Source organism: Nitrosomonas supralitoralis, from assembly GCF_003011925.2.
GTDB lineage: Bacteria > Pseudomonadota > Gammaproteobacteria > Burkholderiales > Nitrosomonadaceae > Nitrosomonas > Nitrosomonas supralitoralis.
In genome coordinates, this window is the sequence record NZ_PXXU01000025.1 from 1 (window position 1) to 18133 (window position 18133).

At 40.1% G+C, this 18133-nt stretch carries 19 protein-coding genes; 3 read left to right on the forward strand and 16 right to left on the reverse strand.

The annotated features are described in order from the left end of the window. Positions 1 to 112: 112 nt before the first annotated feature. Positions 113 to 376 carry a 30S ribosomal protein S20 gene (gene rpsT / locus C7H79_RS09265; protein ID WP_106707001.1) on the reverse strand — a complete coding sequence of 88 codons (264 nt, stop codon included), beginning with the start codon at positions 374 to 376 and terminating at the stop codon, positions 113 to 115. 802 nt (positions 377 to 1178) lie between these two features. Between rpsT and C7H79_RS09275 the strand changes: the two genes are divergently transcribed. Then, positions 1179 to 1520 carry a hypothetical protein gene (locus C7H79_RS09275; RefSeq protein WP_106707003.1) on the forward strand — a complete coding sequence of 114 codons (342 nt, stop codon included), beginning with the start codon at positions 1179 to 1181 and terminating at the stop codon, positions 1518 to 1520. A gap of 12 nt (positions 1521 to 1532) precedes the next feature. On the opposite strand, the gene C7H79_RS09280 is transcribed toward C7H79_RS09275, so the two are convergent. From C7H79_RS09280 to C7H79_RS09325, 10 genes are all read right to left on the reverse strand, one after another. Next, a complete protein-coding gene (locus C7H79_RS09280) occupies positions 1533 to 1940 on the reverse strand; it encodes a GNAT family N-acetyltransferase (protein WP_242447223.1) in 408 nt (135 codons plus the stop codon). A 52-nt stretch (positions 1941 to 1992) separates the two neighbouring features. Next, on the reverse strand, positions 1993 to 3300 hold the full coding sequence (locus tag C7H79_RS09285) for an adenylosuccinate synthase (RefSeq protein WP_106707005.1): 1308 nt from the start codon (positions 3298 to 3300) through the stop codon (positions 1993 to 1995). Positions 3301 to 3334: 34 nt separating this feature from the next. Then, positions 3335 to 4486 carry an ATP phosphoribosyltransferase regulatory subunit gene (locus C7H79_RS09290; protein WP_106707006.1) on the reverse strand — a complete coding sequence of 384 codons (1152 nt, stop codon included), beginning with the start codon at positions 4484 to 4486 and terminating at the stop codon, positions 3335 to 3337. Positions 4487 to 4528: 42 nt separating this feature from the next. Next, a complete protein-coding gene (locus C7H79_RS09295; RefSeq protein ID WP_106707007.1) occupies positions 4529 to 4714 on the reverse strand; it encodes a DUF2065 domain-containing protein in 186 nt (61 codons plus the stop codon). Between the two features lie 242 nt (positions 4715 to 4956). Then, complete coding sequence (hflC, locus tag C7H79_RS09300; RefSeq protein ID WP_106707008.1) at positions 4957 to 5832, reverse strand: protease modulator HflC; 876 nt, start codon at positions 5830 to 5832, stop codon at positions 4957 to 4959. Beyond that, a complete protein-coding gene (hflK, locus tag C7H79_RS09305; protein WP_106707009.1) occupies positions 5833 to 7011 on the reverse strand; it encodes an FtsH protease activity modulator HflK in 1179 nt (392 codons plus the stop codon). It lies immediately after the preceding gene. A 20-nt stretch (positions 7012 to 7031) separates the two neighbouring features. Beyond that, complete coding sequence (hflX, locus tag C7H79_RS09310; RefSeq protein ID WP_106707010.1) at positions 7032 to 8204, reverse strand: GTPase HflX; 1173 nt, start codon at positions 8202 to 8204, stop codon at positions 7032 to 7034. Between the two features lie 14 nt (positions 8205 to 8218). Beyond that, on the reverse strand, positions 8219 to 8464 hold the full coding sequence (gene hfq, locus C7H79_RS09315) for an RNA chaperone Hfq (RefSeq protein WP_106707011.1): 246 nt from the start codon (positions 8462 to 8464) through the stop codon (positions 8219 to 8221). 357 nt (positions 8465 to 8821) lie between these two features. Continuing rightward, positions 8822 to 9814 carry a cytochrome-c peroxidase gene (locus C7H79_RS09320; RefSeq protein WP_106707012.1) on the reverse strand — a complete coding sequence of 331 codons (993 nt, stop codon included), beginning with the start codon at positions 9812 to 9814 and terminating at the stop codon, positions 8822 to 8824. A 183-nt stretch (positions 9815 to 9997) separates the two neighbouring features. Then, positions 9998 to 10558 (reverse strand): RNA pyrophosphohydrolase, encoded by a 561-nt coding sequence (locus C7H79_RS09325; protein ID WP_242447224.1) that lies wholly within the window; start codon positions 10556 to 10558, stop codon positions 9998 to 10000. 206 nt (positions 10559 to 10764) lie between these two features. Here C7H79_RS09325 and C7H79_RS09330 point away from each other — a divergent pair, with 206 nt between their 5' ends. Together C7H79_RS09330 and C7H79_RS09335 are read left to right on the forward strand one after the other, a co-directional pair. Then, positions 10765 to 12474, forward strand: coding sequence for a proline--tRNA ligase (locus tag C7H79_RS09330; protein WP_106707013.1), 1710 nt, complete (start codon positions 10765 to 10767; stop codon positions 12472 to 12474). Continuing rightward, entirely contained in the window at positions 12462 to 13052 is a 591-nt protein-coding gene (locus tag C7H79_RS09335; protein ID WP_106707014.1) for a lytic transglycosylase domain-containing protein, read from the forward strand. The genes C7H79_RS09330 and C7H79_RS09335 overlap by 13 nt, the downstream gene beginning before the upstream one ends. A gap of 60 nt (positions 13053 to 13112) precedes the next feature. Here C7H79_RS09335 and C7H79_RS09340 read toward each other — a convergent pair whose 3' ends face one another. The 5 genes from C7H79_RS09340 to ilvC all read right to left on the reverse strand — a co-directional run bounded on the left by C7H79_RS09340 (position 13113) and on the right by ilvC (position 18039). Continuing rightward, positions 13113 to 13577, reverse strand: a complete 465-nt coding sequence (locus tag C7H79_RS09340; protein ID WP_242447225.1) for a TlpA family protein disulfide reductase — start codon at positions 13575 to 13577, stop codon at positions 13113 to 13115. 48 nt (positions 13578 to 13625) lie between these two features. Beyond that, positions 13626 to 15158, reverse strand: a complete 1533-nt coding sequence (locus tag C7H79_RS09345) for a 2-isopropylmalate synthase (RefSeq protein WP_106707015.1) — start codon at positions 15156 to 15158, stop codon at positions 13626 to 13628. 225 nt (positions 15159 to 15383) lie between these two features. After that, entirely contained in the window at positions 15384 to 16157 is a 774-nt protein-coding gene (pssA, locus tag C7H79_RS09350) for a CDP-diacylglycerol--serine O-phosphatidyltransferase (RefSeq protein WP_106707016.1), read from the reverse strand. A 153-nt stretch (positions 16158 to 16310) separates the two neighbouring features. Next, positions 16311 to 16958: a phosphatidylserine decarboxylase gene (locus C7H79_RS09355; protein WP_106707017.1), complete on the reverse strand. Its 648-nt coding sequence runs from the start codon at positions 16956 to 16958 to the stop codon at positions 16311 to 16313. A 64-nt stretch (positions 16959 to 17022) separates the two neighbouring features. Continuing rightward, positions 17023 to 18039, reverse strand: a complete 1017-nt coding sequence (ilvC, locus tag C7H79_RS09360) for a ketol-acid reductoisomerase (RefSeq protein ID WP_106707018.1) — start codon at positions 18037 to 18039, stop codon at positions 17023 to 17025. Positions 18040 to 18133 lie beyond the last annotated feature (94 nt).

Sequence of the window (18133 nt, forward strand, 5' to 3'; positions counted from 1 at the left end):
ATACTGTCAAGCTATATACAAGAATGATTATTCAGCAATGCTAGTTCTGCCTGCTTTACCTACCTCATTATTTGCTTCTTTATGAAGAAATCCTTTTTTTGATTCAGCCCAACTAATTCATCGTTTTAATTGCGGAAGATAATCGACTTTTATAACGTGCAGCCTTATTTTTATGAAGAATACCCTTGCCAGTAATTGAATCAATAGTACCTATAGAATTATTAAATGCGTCTTGAGCAATAGCTTTGTCTCCCGATCCTATCGCTTTTCGTACAAATTTAATAGCCGTACGTAATTTAGACCTTAGACTGACATTATATTCCCTACGTTTGACGGCCTGTCTTGCACGTTTTCTTGCTTGTGCGCTATTAGCCATAAAAATCCTCAGCTCCTTAAAGAAAAAAGGATTAGATACTACTTTCTTTTTTTTTATATTGCAACTCACAATTTCTCTTAATCACTTACTTCTTGGAGTCGGGGTTTGAAGTCGGGGGTTTACAATAAAATCTCGAAGGAAATTCTGAGTTACGCTGTTTATTCCGTATAACATCTCCCCCCTCATTAACACATACCATTATCGACATATCCAAATTGGGAAAATATTCGTTAGACCCTGGCTGCGCAGAAGTAGGTGGTACTTTTTCTCTTATTCTTGCACATAACTCGGATTCATTTGGTTTTATCAAATCATTTTGCATTGCAGGTAATGAGCAAAGATTACAAGGATCCCCTGGACACAAACAGCCGGTACAACTAGCAAGCGTCGCTGTTGCAAAAATACTTAATCCAAAAGTACAAATAAAAATTACATAAATTTTTAACAATGAAAACATAATTATCCTTATCAACTTTAACTAATATTAATACAGCGTGTTGCATTTAAAATAAATTTTAACAAATCATCAAAGAGCATCTCAATGCGCAATTACTTAAAAAATTCAATTCTTGATAATTCTTAATTTATTGCTGATGGTTTCAGGAAAATGATTTTAAATTATTCACATAAAAATATATTTGGCATCTAATAGCCACAATAAATTAAGCACGTTCTGATATACTGCTTCTTAGTCGGAAGCTTAGTAAAACGCACCATCGTCAATTATGATACGATCGAATTAGAAGAGATTAATCAACTCGTGTAATCACAAAGATTCACTCTTATCTAAAATATTTACCCCATGCACAAATTTATCATTCTTTTTAGCATTTTTATTCTTGGCACTTCAGCATCGATCTTTGCTGAGGCAGAACCAATTGAAATCTTGCAAAAGAATGCAAGCATTACTTATGAAAAAATGACACAAGCCAAACAAAATGCTGAAGCTTCAGCTAAAGATTTGGCTTTTGCTGAAAAGAAACTAGCTTCAGCAAAAAATAAGCTAGCGGAAGCCGAACGTGAAGTTGAAACGGCACGAAGAAAATCGGAACAGGCTAAAATTTCAAGGGAACAAGCGGTCAATCAATGGAAACAAGCTTCAGATGCTTTAGCGAATGAATGGGGAAAATCTGAAGTTAAATAGCTAGACATGATCTTACTTTAGAAAATAATTCATCTTAACATGCGGAATCCCAGCCTCGACAAACTCTTCCCCATAAGCTTGAAATCCGAACTTTTCATAGAATTTTACTGCGCTTGTTTGCGCATTAAGCAACCCTTTTTGCATATCGCGACTTCTTAATTCATTTAATATTTGATGCATCATTGCACTACCATACCCTTTACCACGCCACTCTTTCAATACAGCCATCCTCCCGATATGCCCATCGGGTAATAGTCTTGCTGTTCCTACAGGTTTTCCGTAATTATTAAACGCAAGCATGTGCAGGCTGATGACATCAAACTCATCCCATTCTAAACTGACTGGAACTTGCTGTTCTTGAATAAAAACAGTTGTTCGAATATCCTGCAAAGCAGAAGCTTCCGCTTCCCAATTTACCATGCGTACGAGATGATTGCATCGCATACTTTTGTTATATGGTTATTGAAAAAAATTATCGGGTTGTTAATTCAAATGGGTGTCGCAATAAGATTGTATCTTCTCTGTCAGGCCCCGTTGAAATCATGTCGATTGGTATTTCACACACCTCTTCCAATCTTTTCAAATAATTCTGCGCTGCTTTGGGCAGTTCATGAAATTTTTTAATACCTGCTGTATTTTCTAACCAGCCAGGTATTTCTTCATAAATAGGTTCGCAGCAATCCAAATCATCTGCGCCAATTGGAAGTACATTACTTTTGTTACCGTCAATCAATCTATATCCAACACCCAAATTAAGACTTTCCACTCCGTCTAGGACGTCAAGCTTAGTAATGCATAACCCTGTGACACCGTTTATTTGAATGGAACGCTTCAACGCAACCGCATCAAACCATCCACAACGGCGCGGACGGCCTGTTGTTGAACCGAATTCATGCCCACGTGTAGCTAGATGTCTGCCTATCTCATCGTCCAGCTCAGTTGGAAACGGTCCGGATCCAACCCGTGTGGTATAGGCCTTGGTAATACCCAATACATACTGCAACATTTGTGGTCCGACTCCGCTACCCGGTCCTGCTGCACCGGCCACACAGTTACTCGAGGTTACAAATGGATAAGTACCATGATCAATATCCAATAATGTACCTTGCGCACCCTCAAATAATAGATTATGGCCAACTTTATGCGCTTCAGACAAAAGCTGTGGAACATCAGCTATCATTGGTTTAATCCGCTCTGATTGAGCCAATGCATCATCCATTGTTTTTTGAAAATCAATCACTGATGCAAGAAAGTAATTTTTCAGCACGAAATTATGATAATCCAACATTTCGCCCAACTTAGCTGCAAAACGATCTCGATGAAACAAGTCTTGCAAACGAATTGCACGACGAGCAACCTTATCTTCGTAGGCAGGCCCAATACCTCGTCCCGTAGTTCCAATTTTACTCACACCTCTGGCAGTTTCACGCGCATTATCTAACGCAATGTGACAAGGCAGAATGAGTGGGCAAGCTTCACTAATCCGCAAACGCCCAGTGACATCAATACCATTTTGCTCCAGCATATCGATTTCACTTAGCAATGCCTCAGGTGAAATTACTACACCATTTCCTATGTAACAAACTACATCATTACGTAGAATACCGGATGGAATTAAATGCAATACAGTTTTATTATTACCGATAACCAATGTATGACCCGCATTATGCCCCCCCTGAAAGCGCACAACGCCTTGCGCATGATCCGTCAACCAATCGACAATCTTGCCTTTTCCTTCATCGCCCCATTGAGTGCCAATCACGACTACATTTTTAGTCATATTTCTAGTCTCTAAAAGATTCTTAGTTAAAAAATTAAATTGCTTTAACTATCCATTTCCCCTCAAGCAGAACTAACTGCCTGTCACAAGCCAGCGATTCGCTCTTTTGCCCTGGTAATTCCGTAACAACGATCTGTCCTGCTTTGCGTAACTGCTGAATCAAGTGTTCCAATTCTTTATCTTTTTTTTCAAAAGGCGCACGTATCCCTTTAGGATATGTTTTAGGTTTAACTAACCTCGATAACTCCCTAAGATCCATGCTAAAGCCAGTGGCCGGTCTTGCCCGCCCAAAATTTCTTCCTATCTCATCATAGCGCCCGCCAAGTGCGATAGCGCTTGAACATCCTTTCGCGTATGCAGCGAATACCATGCCTGTATGGTAGTGATATCCACGCAAATCTGCTAAATCGAATGCCACATTATCTACAACTGGGCTCAACTCCTCTTCAACCAGACTAAGTTCATTCAAAGCAGTTCCAATTACTGGATAATCTGGAAGCCTCCTTTTCGCATCCGCCAGAATTTTTTTATCACCATAAAGCTCAGGCAATAATAGCAATGCGTCACGTGTATTTTTCTTCAGTTTTGAACACAATTCTTGCAAAGTTGAAATATCTTTTGCCTGAAGAACAGAAAATAATTCTGTTTCAAGATCTCGAGATATTCCAGCACCTTTTATTAGCCCACGAAAAACCGCCACATGACCAAGATCTAGATGGATCCCTCTCACATTAGTGACCGACAAACACTTTAGCATGAGATGTTGCACTTCTATATCGCTCTCCAGCCCTGGATGACCGTATAGTTCCGCGCCAATTTGCAGAGGCTCGCGCGTTTGTGTTAAACCAGAAGGCACAGTATGCAGTACACTGCTAACATAACATAATCGACTTATACCTTCAGAATTCAATAAGTGTGCATCAATTCTAGCCACTTGAGGTGTCATATCAGCACGCAACCCCATCATTCGTCCGCTCAACTGATCAATCACTTTAAACATTCGCAAGTCCATATCGCTGCCACTGCCAGACAAAAGTGACTCTACATATTCTAATAAAGGTGGTATGACCTGCTGATACCCATGCACTAACAATAGATCAATGATCTGTCGGCGCGTTACTTCGATATGTAGCGCCTCTACCGGCAATATATCTTCAACATATTCTGGGAGCAACCAATTATGCATGTTTAAGACTGACAAAGTGTCAGTGAGAAATGAAAAATTAAATTAAGTTATGATAACAAGCATTATTAATCCGATTAACATCGAAGTTAATCCTATGAAACGTATCTGACTATCATTGATTTCAGCAAGTTTCCTAAATACTTCTCTCCAAATATTCGGAGACAAAAATGGCAACATCCCCTCCAGAATTAACATCAATGCAATCGCAATCAGTAAATTTTCCCACATATACGATAACCTCTGCTTAGTCTTGCATACATAATATCTTCAATGGAATGCACAAAAAAATAAGAGGCTCTGTTGCAAAATCGAGTATGAGTAATAACTTCGATTTTCAGAACCTCTCTGTAACATGCTGCTTCGTTAAGTCACATATACTTGCTTAGTGAAAATAATGCCCAGAGCTTCACTTATTTTATCCGTTAGTGTTATAAAAAGAACTTTAATTGATTCACGAGGAGCTCTTTTGATTATTTACTAACCGCAGGATTTTTTAAATATTTAAAGAAATCAGAAGTAGGTTCAAGAACCATCATATCTCCCTTATTCTTGAATGACTGCTTATAAGCATCGATGCTACGCCAGAATGCATAAAATTCAGAGTCTTTCTGAAAGGCATCAGCATAGATTGCAGCTGACTGACTATCACCATCACCCATTGTCTTCTGTGCTTCTCGATAGGCTTCAGCCAATATAATTTCCCGTTGCTTATCCGCGTCAGCGCGAATTTTTTCCGATTCAGCAGCACCGGTTGAGCGTAATTCATTTGCCACACGTTTTCTTTCAGCTTCCATACGTCTATATACCGATTCACTAACTTCTTGCGGTAGATCGACACGTTTCAAACGCACATCAACTACTTCTACCCCAATGGACCGTGCATCATGATCTGCTTTCTGACGCATAATCTCCATAATTACATCGCGTTCACCCGACACAACATCATGAACCGTACGATTCCCGAATTCATCACGCAAGCTTGAGTTGATGGTTTGAGCTAGTCTCGTTTGAGCTAATCCTTCATCTCCTCGAACACTGATATAATATTGTTTTACATCAACAATACGCCATTTTACAAACAAGTCTACTAGAACGTTCTTTTTCTCAGAAGTAATAAAACGTTCCGGCTCTTCGGTATCCATCGTTAGTATACGTTTCTCAAAAAAACGTACATTTTGCGCAATAGGAATTTTAAAATACAATCCTGGCTCAGTTTTAACATCGATTACTTCTCCAAGTTGGAATAAGATTGCCTGCTGCCTCTCATCAACAATATAAATTGCTGAACTACCTAGAAAAAAAATTGCAATAATGATGCCTGAGAATACTGTTGTAAAACTTTTCATCTATCTTATCTCCCGTTCGCGACTACGAAAAGATTCTCGTGCCCGTAAACTGCTATCAGGTGCTGTTTCCTGCGCCATCGTTGGTGCTGTAACTGGTGAAACCGAAGTTGATCCACTCATATTAATTAGCTTATCAAGCGGCAAATACAAAAGATTGTTACCATTCTTTTGATCGACAATAATCTTACTTGTATTGGATAGAACCTGCTGCATCATATCCAGATATAAACGCTCACGTGTAACATTGGGCGCCTTACTATATTCAGTAAGAATTTGTTCAAAACGACTGGCATCACCCTCAGCACTAACAATTACACGTTGTTTATACCCTTCCGATTCTTGAATTAGTCGAGCTGCATTACCTGCTGCTCTTGGTATGACGTCATTCGCATACGCTTGCCCTTCGTTCTTTTGGCGCTCTCTATCCTGACCCGCTTTTACCGCATCATCAAATGCTGCTTGAACCTGTTCCGGCGGTTGCGCATTTTGCATTGTCACTCTGCTAATCAAAATACCAATTTCATATCGATCTAGAATCCTTTGCATCAATTGTGTTGCATTAGCCGCTACTTGCTCACGTCCCTCATAAAGAACGAAATCCATTTTACTTTTACCTATGACTTCCCTGATTGCAGTTTCAGCTGCTTGAAGAACAGCTTCTTCGGGATCTCTATTGTTAAATAAAAACTTCTCTGGATCATTCAATATATACTGTACCGCAAACTGAATATCAATGATGTTCTCATCGTCGGTTAGCATTAATGCTTCACGCAATACCTTGCTTCTTATATTGTTTCTATATCCTATTTCAACTGTCCGGACCTGACTGACATTAACAACTTCCACCTTCTCAACTGGATAAGGCAAATGCCAGCGCAACCCTGCCTGTGATGTATCTACATATTGACCAAATCGCAACACAACGCCTCTATGACCTTCATCTACAATATAAAACCCACTACCCAGCCACACAACAATCAACAAACCAAGAATCAATATAATGCTACCACTACTATGTGGCTTAGGGTCTTGAGTATGCGATCCATCATCACCTCCTCCGCCCTTCTTTTGTCCAAACATATTATTGATTTTTTTGTTTAAATTCCGCAGCACATCATCCAAGTCTGGTGGACCAGAATCGCCTTTATTTTTTCCCCATTGTGGATCATTTAATCCCATAATCATTCCTGTTTGTTCGTTCAAAAAAAGTCTTGCACTGAAGCATAATCTCGAAACTCATTACGTTTATTTGTTGATTCTTCATTCAATTTTTTGGAGCTATCTGAGATTTCTTCTGCCAACGCCTGTCTTACAAACTCTATGCCATCGCCTGTTTTTGCGCTTAAACGAATGCGTGATATTCTACCATATTCATTACGCACGCAACCTGTACCACGCGAAGTCATGTCGATTAAATCAATTTTGTTTAAAATCAAGATCTGCGGAATTGTATCAGCGCCAATTTCTTTCAATATTTTATTAACTTCTATAATTTGCTCATCTCGATTGGGACTACTGGCATCTATCACATGCAGTAACAAATCAGCCTGCACAGTTTCTTCAAGTGTTGCGCGAAATGCAGCTACAAGCGTATGAGGCAATTCTCGAATAAACCCCACTGTATCCGAAATTACCACCGTACTACCTTTTTCAATAAATAATTTACGTGTTGTTGTATCCAATGTAGCAAATAGCTGATCAGCAGCATACGATTGCGCGCTTGTTAATTTGTTAAATAGAGTTGATTTACCTGTATTAGTATAGCCAACAATAGATATTGCCAGCGTTTTTGCTCGTTGTCTGGATCGTCTTTGAACATTTCGCTGGCGCTGCAAAACCGAAAGTTTTTCTTTTAGTAATTTAACTCGCTTTTTAATTAATCTGCGATCAGTTTCCAGTTGAGTCTCGCCTGGCCCACGCAAACCAATACCGCCTTTTTGTCTTTCAAGATGAGTCCAACCACGCACAAGACGTGTCACGAGATACTCGAGCTGAGCTAATTCAACTTGTAATTTACCTTCATGACTCTGAGCGCGTTGTGCGAAAATGTCAAGAATCAGATTAGTGCGATCGATAACATTACAATTTAAACGCAAGGATAGATTTCGTTGTTGAGCTGGAGATAAATCATGATTAAATATAACTAGTCCTGCCTGTGTCTGCTGCAAAACTTGTTCGATTTCTTCGACTTTACCTCTTCCGATGTATGTTGTGGAATCAGGACGGGAACGCTTCCCCTCCACAATCCCCAGTACATCGATCCTATCACTTAAAGCTAACTGCTGTAACTCCTGCAAACTGTCTTTATGAGTACCACAACCAAAATCGACGCCAACCAGAATTGCTGTATTAACTGCTATTAATTTATTCATGCCTAACAGGCATATCAAACATCACGCGTTTCCGCCGCTTCAACAGGAATGGTGACAGCTCTTGCAGGAACCACCGTGGAGATTGCATGTTTGTAAACCATTTGCGTAACTGAGTTCTTCAACAGCACTACATATTGATCGAACGAATCAATTTGTCCTTGTAACTTAATACCATTCACTAAATATATTGATACCGGAATATGTTCTTTTCGTAATATATTCAAAAATGGATCCTGCAGTAACTGTCCCTTGTTACCCATAGGTAACTCCCTATTCTAATTATTCGTTATCGGAATAGTAACTCTACTTTATTTTTATATGTAAATCTATACCAAATTATATTCATCCAGTAGAACTGTCTTATCAAATTAATTTTACCAATCAGAAATTTCTATTCTACATTAACTTTGAGGGCATCCAGATTATTGCCATAATCTGGATGCAAAGTTTAACTCCTATTTTGGTAATTTAGCTTCAAAAATCGACTACTGCCGTCGGGAAACATTTCCGTGAAAGCCGATACTGGGCAAGAACAATTATATGTTTGAGGAAACTGAATTTGTTTTAGCACCATAACAATACCACAGAAGTTTTTCAACGACCTGTCAACCCAACAATTAAAATGGTACCGGTTTGGGAGTACTATTATTTGATGGAGGAAGAATAGGCAATTTAATATCTGGCTGCTCACCTGTCAGTGTTTTCAAGAAAGCAACGATACTATCAATTTCTTTCTTATTAAATTCACGATCCAATTGCAACTTACCCATGATCTTCACAGCATCTTCCAAGGTTTCTGCTTCGCCATCATGAAAGTAGGGATAGGTTAATTCAATATTGCGCAATGTTGGCACTTTGAAAACATTCAAATCAGTATCTTTTCCAGTAACAGCTTTTCTTCCTTCGATTTTACTTTTGGTTTCATAAGGGTGGAATACGCCAAATTTTTGGTAGAGCGCCCCACCTACAGCGGGGCCATTATGACAACCCGTACAGCCATTACTTTTGAACAATTGATAGCCTTCCAACTCTTGCTGGTTCAATGCTTTTTTATCACCCTCCAACCATTTATCAAATCGTGAACCTGGTGTAACCAGAGTTTCTTCAAAGGCGGCGATTGCAGTCGTTATTCTATCAATATCAACTTTATCCGATCCAAACGCCTTTGCAAAATAACCACGATATTGAGGAATAGACTGTATTACCTCAACAGCCAATGTGTGCTCTGAAGCCATTTCACCTGGATTTGCAATGGGGCCGCCTGCCTGCTCTTTTAAATCTTTAGCCCGTCCATCCCAGAATTGAGCTAGAGACATACTGGAATTTAATACAGTTGGGGCATTAATCGGACCCTGATGCCAATTATGACCAATTGAAGTCTTAATATTATCTGTCCCTCCCATACTCAAATTGTGACAAGAATTACAAGAAATGAAACCGGATTTCGATAAACGCGGATCAAAAAACAACATTTTACCCAATTCAACCATTTCAGGATTTGTTACTTTTGCAGCTTTAATGGGTTGGATAGGCTCATTGGCTGAAGCATTAATCGAAATGGCAAGCATGCCAATCGATAATATTGATGCAAACAGTGTACGCATCTTCATCGGTACTCTCCCTAGTTTTAATTTAATAATAAGCGGCTGTAATGGCGCAGCCGATTACGCCTGATGAAACATTCGCAAATGCAAGATTTATTATAGAATTAAACAAAATCAATTACTTCCATTGCTCATAAATTTATAAAATAAGAATTAATGCCCCTAATAAAACACGTAACAAAGTAATTCTTATTCGTTTATTTCCAATTGACCTCTAAGCTCATTCCTTTCTACCTCAGTTAAAGTGTTTTCATCATAGTCAGCACGTTGACAAGGGTCTGTTTTTAACAGCCGAGACAACTCGGTTAACGCTTGTTTATAAACTCTGCGTTTAAATTCCACAACCGAGTCTAATTCGATCCAATACTGATTCCAACGCCATGCATCAAATTCTGGGTGAGCACTTCGGCGTAATGATACATCGCTATCACGCCCGATCAGACGCAGCAAGTACCAAATTTGTTTCTGCCCCTTATAATTTCCACGCCATTCACGTCTAATCCACCGATCAGGCACTTCATATCTTAACCAATCACGCGTACGCCCAACAATCTCAACATGATTTGGACGCAGCCCTATTTCTTCGCTCAACTCCCGATACATAGCTTGTTCTGGGCTTTCTCCCGATTTAATACCTCCTTGAGGAAATTGCCAGGAATTCTGTTTAATACGTTTACCCCAAAAAACCTCATTGCGTGAATTCAGGAGAATAATACCAACATTGGGGCGATATCCATTACGGTCAATCATATGAACTGTTCATTAGACCCTTCAAATAGGTGGATTTTTTCATACTTTGCCATAGATTGAAAGTGGTCATAAAACAAAAACTCATGTCTTTTCATGCGCCTGTTTACCTAAAATAGATTACGGGTCACTAATCTATGGACCGCACCACACTTTAAACAAGTATTTCAAGGTAGAATTATTATTTTATTATCATAATGGAATAGCTCATGCGCGTCTCGCAATTTTTTATTTCAACACTCAAAGAAGCACCCGCGGAAGCAGAGCTAATCAGCCACAAACTAATGTTACGCGCCGGACTCATCAAGCGCTTAGGCAGCGGGTTATACACATGGATGCCACTAGGCTTGAGAGTATTAAGAAAAATCGAAAACATTGTACGTGAAGAAATGAACAAAAGTGGCGCCATTGAAGTTCTAATGCCTGCTATACAACCGGCAGAATTATGGCAAGAAACCGGACGATGGGATATTTTCGGGCCACAAATGCTAAAAATTAAAGATCGTCATGATCACGATTTCTGTTTTGGTCCTACTCATGAAGAAATAATAACCGATATTGCGCGCAGGGAAATCAAAAGCTATCGCCAGTTGCCACTCAATTTCTACCAAATACAAACTAAATTTCGTGATGAAATTAGGCCTCGTTTTGGGGTAATGCGTGCACGCGAATTTATCATGAAAGATGCATACTCATTTCATACAGATGAAAATAGCCTATTGCAAACTTACCAACACATGCATGAGACATACAGCCGCATTTTTACTCGACTTGGATTGCAATTTCGTGCAGTATCGGCAGATACGGGTGCTATAGGTGGCAGCAGCTCACATGAATTTCATGTTCTAGCGGATTCTGGTGAAGATGCGATCGCCTTCTGCCCTGATTCGGATTATGCCGCCAATATTGAATTGGCTAGCTCACCAACACTACCTCACAGTCGCAGCTTACCCGCTGGTAGCATGAAAAAAATTGCGACCCCAGGAAAAAGAACTTGCGCCGAAGTTGCTGAATTTTTAAAAATTCCATTAAACAAAACCCTAAAAACACTTGCTGTAAAAACTAAAGATCAAATATTTTTATTATTGTTACGTGGCGATCATCAACTGAACGAATTAAAAGTAAGGAAAATACCCTTTTTATCCGAATTTCAATTTGCGACTGAAGAAGATATCCTGAATGAAACTGGCACGGCACCCGGGTATATCGGTCCGGTCGGATTAAATAGCTTTTTGATTGCAGATCAGGCGGTCATGAATATGAGTGATTTTGTCTGCGGCGCGAATGAAGAAGAATTTCACTTGATGGGTGTCAACTTTACTCGTGATCTTGAATTACCAGAACATGTCTATGATATCAGGAATGTAGTTCAAGGCGACGCATCTCCCGATGGAAAAGGCTATTTAGAAATTTGCCGAGGAATTGAAGTAGGTCATATTTTCCAATTACGTACGAAATATTCTGAAATTATGAAAGCTTGTTATTTAGATGAATTCGGATGCTCTCAATACATCGAAATGGGTTGTTATGGCATCGGAGTCTCGCGTATTGTTGCTGCAGCCATTGAACAAAATCATGATGAGCATGGTATTATCTTTCCAATCACAATAGCTCCATTTGAGCTTGCAATAATTCCGATTGGCTTGCATAAAAATTCCCAAGTAAAAGAAATCGTAGAAAAGCTTTATCAACAATTCACGGATGCACGTATAGACGTACTTTTAGACGACCGAGATGAACGCCCCGGCGTCATGTTTGCGGATATGGAGTTAATGGGTATCCCGCACCGGATTGTGATTGGAGAGCGAGGACTCAAGCAATCGACTATTGAATATCAAAACCGGAAAAATCAAACACCCGAAGCAATTCCTATTGATAAAATTTTTTCATTTATTACTAACAAACTATGCACAGATTAGCTTTTGCAATACTTTTATTAATCTTCTCCAGTTATATTTATGCTAATAATCCGCATTATGAGCGACTCGCTGCAAATACTCAGACAATCATTCTCCACGAAACGAGTGATCAGGCTGCTTCATACATTGAATATGCCGCTATAGCCGAAAATGTTGCTTGGCTTTTTAGCATGAGTCGTCGCTTAGAAAAATACATGCCTGATTTAATCGAACGAGAAGATTTCTTAAGAACTGTTTATTATGAAGCAACGCGGGCAGGACTGGATCCTCAACTTATATTAAGCGTTATACAAGTTGAAAGTGGATTTAAAAAGTATGCAGTTTCTCATGCCGGTGCACGCGGCTACATGCAAGTCATGCCATTCTGGGTAAGCGTCATTGGCCACCAAGATCACAACCTTTTTCATTTACGTATGAATTTGCGCTACGGATGCACCATTCTTCGGCACTACCTAGATAAAGAGAACGGAGATTATTTTCGCGCTCTCGGAAGATATAATGGCAGTTTAGGTGAAGCTTCCTATCCACAATTAGTATTTAACAAATGGCAAACTACTTGGCGAAACACATCATTGTAATAAAATTGCCTGTTAAGCTATAAAACAAAAAAACTGTATCAGAATCAGGGCGAGAGCATATTACTTCTTCTCAATTGATTTTGATTCAATAAATTTTTCGATGCTTTCTCGCGAAATGATCCCTAGCTGCCGTGCAGCGGGATTACTATCGGGATCATAAAAATATGTGCTGGGCAATAACGAAATCTCATCCAACTGCGAAGCAATTTCCCGATCGCCTAGTACAATGGGGTAGCTAATTGACAGTGTGCGCACAAAACTCATGATCTCTTGCGGATCACTATCCATCGCAACACCGATTACCATGATATCTTTGCGATCCTCGTAAAGTGAAATCAAATCAGGAATTTCTTTAAGACAGGGCGGGCACCAGGTTGCCCAGAAATTAATCAGCACCCAGCGCCCCTTATAATCTGCAAGATTATGAACTTCCCCTGTAACATCTTTAAATTGAAATGCCTGCACTTGAAAAGTCAACAATAAGGCTACCGTACAAACTGATACGCTTAATTTACTTTTCATCATACTGAGCATAAAGTTTTCATTTTAAATTTATCGACAACCCCATCGCAGTTATACCTGAGGATGCGCCCGCTCCAATTTGTTGCACAGTTTATTTAATGCGCTTAGATATGCTTTTGCAGAAGCCACAACGATATCGGTATCTGCGCCATGTCCATTAACTATACGATCAGATTTTTGTAGCCGCACGGTCACCTCACCTTGCGCATCGGTACCACTGGTAATATTATTTACTGAGTATAATTGCAGCTTCGCTTCGCTTGATAGCAATATTTCAATTGCACGGAAAGTAGCATCTACTGGACCGCTTCCTTCGGATTCAGCACTCATTTCATTTCCGTTATCAGAAATCACTACGCGCGCATACGGGATTTCTCCCGTTTCACTGTGCACAATCAACGAGATTAACCGAAAACATTCTTGCAGCACTAATTCTTCATCAGAAACTAATGCATGCAAATCTTCATCGAATATTTCATGTTTCTTGTCTGCCAATTCCTTGAAGCGCATGAAAGTATTGTTGAGCATTTCTTCTGATTCCAGTTCGATACCAAGCTCCATCAGGCGATTTCGGAAAGCATTACGCCCTGAATGTTTTCCCAGCAGCAATTTATTCGCTCCCCAACCCACATCTTCTGCACGCATAATTTCATATGTCTCGCGATGTTTCAGAACGCCATCTTGATGAATGCCCGATTCATGCGCAAAAGCATTCGCACCCACAATCGCTTTATTGGGTTGCACTGGAAAACCGGTAATACCGGAAACCAACTTACTCGCGGAAACAATATAAGAAGTATCGATCTTTGTATCGCAAGGAAAATAATCCTGACGAGTACGAACAGCCATCACGATTTCTTCCAAAGCGGCATTACCTGCTCTTTCTCCCAAGCCATTAATGGTACATTCCACTTGCCGTGCACCATTCATCACCGCAGTCAATGAATTAGCCACAGCCATTCCTAAATCATTGTGGCAATGAACCGAGAAAACTGCCTTATCTGAATTCGGAATGCGTTCGCGTAAATTACGAATTAGCTTGCCGAACTGTTCCGGTACGGTATAACCAACCGTATCTGGAATATTTACTGTGGTTGCGCCTGCGTCGATCACAGCTTCAAGTATTTGACACAAAAAATCCAATTCCGAACGACCAGCATCTTCCGGAGAAAATTCTACATTATCAGTGTATTGGAGTGCCCATTTCACAGCTTTTACGGCTTGTGCTATTACCTGATCAGGCGACATACGCAGTTTTTTCTTCATATGAACCGGAGATGTCGCGATGAAAGTATGAATACGCGCTGATTGCGCACCACTTAATGCCTCACCCGTGCGCTGAATATCGGTTTCAATTGCACGCGCCAGCCCACACACCATACTATCCTTTACAGAATCAGCAACTGCCTTGACAGCTTCAAAATCTCCATTTGAAGCTGCCGGGAAACCTGCTTCGATAACATCCACCCCCATACGTTCGAGTTGCCAGGCGATGCGTACCTTTTCTTCTTTAGTCATAGATGCGCCGGGACTTTGCTCACCATCACGCAATGTTGTGTCAAAAATAATTAAATGCTCTTGCATTATGCTCTCCACATGAAGAAGAAATCTTACAATAAGATAAAATTCGTTTTTCGAATTTTATAGGGAAGAAAGGAAATTGGGGATAGAATATTTTAGCGCGCAAGGCGCAGCAACAAACCCGACAGCATCGAGATTACAAGTAGAGATGATATGTGGTTATCTTTCTTTTCAAGCATAATGATCAGGAATATAAATAGTTTTTCCTTTCATTGCAAGCAGTAAAGCTCATGAATTAATTGTTTCACTACTTTTTTTACTTCTACCAAACCGCCATAATTTAATAAAGTACCCAGAAAATGCATAAGCCGCAAACAAAAAGAATAAAACTAGCGGAGGATGACTAGGTATCAATACAAAAAAGAACAACACTAATAACAACACTGAAAAGAATGGCACTCTGCGGCGTAGATTTATCTCTTTTCCGCTATAGTATGGAATATTACTCACCATGGTGAAAGCAGCAAAGAGTGTAACAATACTAGCCAGCCATTTAACATCGCTTCCTTGTATCTGAAAATTAATCGTCACCCAGACAAGACCCGCTATAAGTGCGGCCGCTGCGGGACTAGGTAAGCCTTGAAAAAAACGCTTATCAATCACCTCTATATTGGTATTGAATCGCGCAAGCCGTAACGCTGCACATGCACAGTATATAAATGCAACGATCCAGCCCCACTGATCCATTTCTTTAAGGGCCCATTCATAAACTATCAATGCAGGTGCAACGCCAAATGAAACCATATCCGACATACTATCGTATTCAGCACCGAACTCGCTTTGTGTCCCTGTAAGACGCGCTACTCGACCATCCAACCCATCAAGAACCATCGCAATAAAAACAGCAATTGCCGAATATTCAAAATTTCCATTCATTGCTTGTACGATGGCATAGAATCCAGCGAACAATGCAGCCGTTGTGAATAAATTTGGTAATAAATAGATGCCGCGCCTGCGCAATCGAGACTTAAGTATAGTGCGTTCTGGTAAGGAATCGGGCATTATTGAGTTGGTGACAAAATACTGATAGTGACGAGAGTATAATTAATTGATAATCAGTTCAAAAACACCATGAAGAAAACAGTATAACACTACTCCTTGACAGAAAATTTCAGTAAAAAAGAAGAAAAACTATATGCTAACTATCATTCTAATTTATTCACGAAACTCAGCTAGAACTGTCAAAGTTGCTGACACTTTATCACCGATATTGACATTAATTTTAGTATTCAGCGGTAAATATACATCCACTCTTGAGCCAAACCGTATAAATCCGAAACGTTGCCCACGCGTCATATGATCTCCCGGTGATACTTGACAAAGAATCCGTTTCGCAATGAGCCCTGCTACCTGGACGCAAGTCACATCGGCACCATTATCAGCTTTAATCCATAATGCATTTCGCTCATTCTCCAGTGATGCTTTGGGTAAATCTGCATTCACGAATTTACCCGGAAAATACCACTTGTCATGTATCTCGCCATCGACAGGGCTGCGATTGGAATGCACATTAAACACATTCATGAAAACACTGATTTTGACCGCCTCCCGCTCTAGATAAGGATCCTGAGTTTTCTCAACCGCTACGATCCTGCCATCGGCTGGTGCCAATATAGCATTGCGATCAGTTGGAATCTCCCTAGGCGGGTCACGAAAAAATTGCAAAACGAAAAAAGCAATTATCCAGAATGGTATTGACCAAAGCCATCCAGCTAAAAATACTGCACCAAAAGCAGCAGAGAACGCTATCGCAATATGTAACCATCCTTCGCGAGCGATGATGGGATGAGGATAATAAGACATAAATAAATTACTTAAATAACTCCGTAAATAAAATAACCATCGTCCTGATAGTAAAAAAAATTCGTTAATTTTTCCCTTGATCAACGAGTTTATTTTTCTTGATCCATGGCATCATATCACGCAATTTGGCGCCCACTTGTTCAATTTGATGCTCGGATGCAATGCGGCGACTTGACTTAAGAACTGGTGCTCCCGCCTGATTCTCAAGAATAAATTCCTTAGCATATTCCCCAGTTTGGATTTGGAGCAAAATTTTCCGCATCTCGGCACGCGTTTCGTCGGTAATAATACGCGGCCCGCGCGATACATCGCCATATTCAGCATTATTGGAAATGGAATAGCGCATATTTGCGATACCACCTTCATAAATCAGATCAACAATTAGCTTAACCTCATGCAAGCATTCGAAGTAAGCCATTTCCGGGGCATATCCCGCTTCTACCAGTGTTTCAAAGCCTGCCTGAATAAGCGCGGTCAAACCGCCGCACAATACAACCTGCTCTCCAAACAAATCTGTTTCTGTTTCTTCTTTGAAATTGGTTTCTATCACGCCACCGCGCGTACCTCCATTCGCAGCTGCATAAGATAATGCCAAATCACGCGCTTTACCTGACTTGTTCTGGTGAACTGCTATTAGAGTCGGAACACCTCCTCCCTGCAAATAAGTTGAACGCACCAAATGACCTGGTCCCTTTGGAGCAACCATGATCACATCGAGATCTTCGCGCGGCGTTACCTGCCCATAATGAACATTAAAACCATGAGCAAAAGCCAACGTTGCATTTTTCTTCAGCCCCGGTTCGATTTCCTTCTTATATACCGATCCAATTTCTTCATCGGGCAATAAAACCATCACAACCTCTGCATTCTTAACTGCATCAGCAACTTCTTTAACTTTTAAGCCCGCCTTTTCCGCTTTACTCCACGATCCACCACCCTTACGCAAACCTACAGTAACATTAACACCCGATTCACTCAGATTATTAGCATGCGCATGGCCTTGTGAGCCATAACCTAATATAGTGACTTTCTTTCCTTTTATAAGAGATAAATCGGCGTCTTTATCGTAATAAACTTTCATTATTTTCCTTTTAAACAAAATTAGGGTAAAAACAGGTGAGCAATAGAGAGAAAACTTTTTAACGAAATTAATACTCTGGATTACTAACCTTTGG

Bases quoted from the DNA above. Each gene is read 5' to 3' on its own strand.
- rpsT (WP_106707001.1), bottom strand. From the start codon at position 376: ATGGCTAATAGCGCACAAGCAAGAAAACGTGCAAGACAGGCCGTCAAA.
- C7H79_RS09275 (WP_106707003.1), top strand. From the start codon at position 1,179: ATGCACAAATTTATCATTCTTTTTAGCATTTTTATTCTTGGCACTTCA.
- C7H79_RS09280 (WP_242447223.1), bottom strand. From the start codon at position 1,940: ATGGTAAATTGGGAAGCGGAAGCTTCTGCTTTGCAGGATATTCGAACA.
- C7H79_RS09285 (WP_106707005.1), bottom strand. From the start codon at position 3,300: ATGACTAAAAATGTAGTCGTGATTGGCACTCAATGGGGCGATGAAGGA.
- C7H79_RS09290 (WP_106707006.1), bottom strand. From the start codon at position 4,486: ATGCATAATTGGTTGCTCCCAGAATATGTTGAAGATATATTGCCGGTA.
- C7H79_RS09295 (WP_106707007.1), bottom strand. From the start codon at position 4,714: ATGTGGGAAAATTTACTGATTGCGATTGCATTGATGTTAATTCTGGAG.
- hflC (WP_106707008.1), bottom strand. From the start codon at position 5,832: ATGAAAAGTTTTACAACAGTATTCTCAGGCATCATTATTGCAATTTTT.
- hflK (WP_106707009.1), bottom strand. From the start codon at position 7,011: ATGGGATTAAATGATCCACAATGGGGAAAAAATAAAGGCGATTCTGGT.
- hflX (WP_106707010.1), bottom strand. From the start codon at position 8,204: ATGAATAAATTAATAGCAGTTAATACAGCAATTCTGGTTGGCGTCGAT.
- hfq (WP_106707011.1), bottom strand. From the start codon at position 8,464: ATGGGTAACAAGGGACAGTTACTGCAGGATCCATTTTTGAATATATTA.
- C7H79_RS09320 (WP_106707012.1), bottom strand. From the start codon at position 9,814: ATGAAGATGCGTACACTGTTTGCATCAATATTATCGATTGGCATGCTT.
- C7H79_RS09325 (WP_242447224.1), bottom strand. From the start codon at position 10,558: ATGATTGACCGTAATGGATATCGCCCCAATGTTGGTATTATTCTCCTG.
- C7H79_RS09330 (WP_106707013.1), top strand. From the start codon at position 10,765: ATGCGCGTCTCGCAATTTTTTATTTCAACACTCAAAGAAGCACCCGCG.
- C7H79_RS09335 (WP_106707014.1), top strand. From the start codon at position 12,462: ATGCACAGATTAGCTTTTGCAATACTTTTATTAATCTTCTCCAGTTAT.
- C7H79_RS09340 (WP_242447225.1), bottom strand. From the start codon at position 13,577: ATGATGAAAAGTAAATTAAGCGTATCAGTTTGTACGGTAGCCTTATTG.
- C7H79_RS09345 (WP_106707015.1), bottom strand. From the start codon at position 15,158: ATGCAAGAGCATTTAATTATTTTTGACACAACATTGCGTGATGGTGAG.
- pssA (WP_106707016.1), bottom strand. From the start codon at position 16,157: ATGCCCGATTCCTTACCAGAACGCACTATACTTAAGTCTCGATTGCGC.
- C7H79_RS09355 (WP_106707017.1), bottom strand. From the start codon at position 16,958: ATGTCTTATTATCCTCATCCCATCATCGCTCGCGAAGGATGGTTACAT.
- ilvC (WP_106707018.1), bottom strand. From the start codon at position 18,039: ATGAAAGTTTATTACGATAAAGACGCCGATTTATCTCTTATAAAAGGA.